4 protein-coding genes are annotated in these 2,903 nt (G+C 35.4%); 1 reads left to right on the forward strand and 3 read right to left on the reverse strand.

The window, feature by feature from the left end:
• Positions 1–530 (forward strand): GNAT family N-acetyltransferase (locus M0R38_13350; protein MCK9482722.1); only part of this gene is annotated, 530 nt, incomplete at its 5' end.
• Here M0R38_13350 and M0R38_13355 read toward each other — a convergent pair.
• The 3 genes from M0R38_13355 to M0R38_13365 form a co-directional block, all read right to left on the reverse strand.
• A complete protein-coding gene (locus M0R38_13355) occupies positions 514–1,422 on the reverse strand; it encodes an AEC family transporter (GenBank protein ID MCK9482723.1) in 909 nt (302 codons plus the stop codon). The genes M0R38_13350 and M0R38_13355 overlap by 17 nt on opposite strands.
• Before the next feature lie 73 nt (positions 1,423–1,495).
• On the reverse strand, positions 1,496–2,014 hold the full coding sequence (locus tag M0R38_13360; GenBank protein MCK9482724.1) for an O-acetyl-ADP-ribose deacetylase: 519 nt from the start codon (positions 2,012–2,014) through the stop codon (positions 1,496–1,498).
• A 26-nt stretch (positions 2,015–2,040) separates the two neighbouring features.
• On the reverse strand, positions 2,041–2,903 hold an 863-nt coding region (locus M0R38_13365), incomplete at its 5' end, for a histidinol-phosphatase (GenBank protein ID MCK9482725.1).

Below are 2,903 nucleotides of genomic sequence, written 5' to 3' on the forward strand. Positions count from 1 at the left end.
CACTTCAATTTTTATCAACAGATTTAGATACAATTGCCGATCTTTTAGAGCAATTGTTTGTACCTCAAAACCACTACGTTGCTCTTTTAGGGGGCAACGTAGTTTCTGTAGTAGCATATTCAACATTTAATAGTCGCTCTATTGCAATTAGAAGAAACAAAATAGTTAAACACCTAGGACCTGCTAAAGGACTTTACAGTTACTTTAGACTCCACAGAGCACTAGGTAAGAAGCTCAACTTACATATTGAACAACTTTACATAGATTCAGTAGTCACCGATAGCGCCTATAGGGGAATGGGGATAGCTTTAGAATTGCAAAAGCATTTAATAGAGAGCCTTCCTTATAAAGAGATTCACCTTGAAGTTGCTCAAATGAACTTCAAGGCAATCAGAGTTTATGAGAAGATGGGCTTTGTAATAGATCAACATCTCAAAGAGCGCTCATTCTGGAAACCTAACAGTGAGGGGGGCAATTTAATTATGTCCCTCACTAAAGCTGAGAACATTCAACTTAGCGATAAACCATAGCAACTGCAATCATTAAAAACAGTGATAAGACACTATCAATACTGATGGTGGTGTTGATGTAGTTAACGTGTCTAGGCTCATCTTTAGCTGCAATAATACTAATTAAGAACACTGGTGGAGTTAAAGCTAAAGTTAAAATCGCTTTTTGGTAAATGGGCTCAAATGGATAAATTGCCAACAACAATAAAGCTGCTGAAAAGTTGACAACCTTTCTAACGCCAATGGTTGCTAAAGCCATCTTTAAGTTACTTTTATCCACTTTTAGTTGATACCCAATAGCAATACCAATTAAAGGGACAGTGGCAGCAGCTAAAGTTACCACAACTGAATTTAAGACATCAGGAAACTTGCCCACTAAGGCTGGAATATTGGCAAATGCCATTCCTAAGAAGATTGCAATGATAAGGGGTGATAAAAAGATTGTTTTAACAATTTGTAATGGAGATTGGCTACCATGGTGTTTGTGTTGGTAGATCGTTATGAAAAAGGCAAAGATAAACAAAGTGTGCCCAATATCTAAAAAGGAGAGAGCCCAAAGGTTGTGTTGCCCATAAAGGGCAATAAAAACAGCATATCCATACATTCCCAACTCATAACCACTAATTAGAAATGGGAAGTAGGGACTCTCTATTTTAAAGATTTTTTTAATTGCAAAACCAATAAACAAAATTACCAAACAATAAATGATGATTATTATTGGAATGACAAATTCACTAGCATTTATTTTTGCATTTAAGAAAGTGGTGAACAAAAGGGTGGGTAGAGTTACATACAAAACAAGGTTCTTAAGCTCAACTATTGTGTTATCTTTAAAAAAGTTAATTTTGTTTAATAAAAACCCAACGCTAAAAAGTAACAGTACTGGTAATCCAGCGACAAAGTATTGACTCATTTACATTCACCTATCTACAATATTTTTCCCTATGATAGCCGAGTGGCCCCTCTTAGACAATCAACAAAAGTCTCTAACTAACCATTTTTTCATAAATCGAGTGAGTTTTTTGATCAAAAGAGACAAAAACTACCGCCTCAATTTTGTCTTCTGCTACTTCACTTAAAAACTTATCAACAGTAGAAATAGCGATTGAAGTGGCTTCTTCTAAAGGATAGGCATAAACTCCAGTACTTATAGCGGGAAAAGCTATTGTCTTAGCGCCAATTTCTAGTGCTACCTCTAAAGATCTCCAATAGGAACTCGAAAGAAGCTGAGCCTCATTGTTGTTTCCCCCTCGATAAACAGGTCCCACTGTGTGAATCACAAAGCGACTAGGAAGGCGATAAGCACTAGTTGCTTTAGCATCTCCTGTGTTACACCCACCTAAGGTTCTACACTCATCTAATAATCTAGGTCCTGCTTTTGCATGAATTGCACCATCAACACCCCCACCACCAAGTAAGGTAGTATTGGCAGCATTAACTATGGCATCAACTTCGAGCGTGGTAATGTCACCTAAATATAGGCTAATTCTTTTATCAACACCCATATTAATACCCCCTTATTAAAAGTATATCACAACTCTATTTGGGACCAACTATTGTTTGTTAAAACATCAACTTCTTTAAAACCTAAATTTTTTAACTCTTTGTATACAAAATCGAAGCTGTGATCTAAGTTCTCTTTGGCATGAGAGTCAGAGTTAATAACTAAACTTATTCCCATCTCTTTAATTATTTTCAAAAGTTCAATAGAAGGATAAAAGGTTTGGGTGTGACCACGAGCCATAGCTCCAGTATTTATCTCAACTCTTACGTTTTTCTCTTTTATTTTTTCTAAAAAGGAGGTAGCTCTTTTTAAATACCACACTTCATTTGGTTTGTAATAAATTGAGTGTTTGTTGTATTTTTCAATTAAGTCGATGTGAGCAATAAAATCAATTTCGTAATTGCTTATCATCTTCTCTTGCAAGCTAAAGTGGTGATCAACAAACTTTTTAATATCATTGGCGTAGTTATCTTTTAATAAAATCTTAAACTCATCTATTGGTCCATCAATGGTGTAGTAAGTGCCACTTAAAGGGTGAAAGATATAATGAACTGCCCCAATTACATAATCTAATCGCTCTTTGTACTCATAACCAGCAAGTTCGCCAGTAGTTTCTAAGTAATCTAGTTCCAGCCCCTTATACAGTTCAATTTGCCTTTTATATTTATCTTTGAGTTTATCAATTTCATCGATGTAGTAATCAAAATCACTTTTTTTCATATGCCAAGAGTCATCTAAAGAGTTTGGAGTGTGGCAACTAAAACCTAAAGCATCAAAGCCCTTATCAATGGCAAATTGGACAATTTCCTCAATTTCCCCAATACCATCATCTAAGTGGCAATGACCATGGTAGTTACTTAAAAAGTTTGGCTTGTTCATAGGTTGTAATA

The organism is Bacteroidia bacterium (genome assembly GCA_023228875.1).
Taxonomy (GTDB): Bacteria; Bacteroidota; Bacteroidia; order NS11-12g; family UBA955; genus JALOAG01.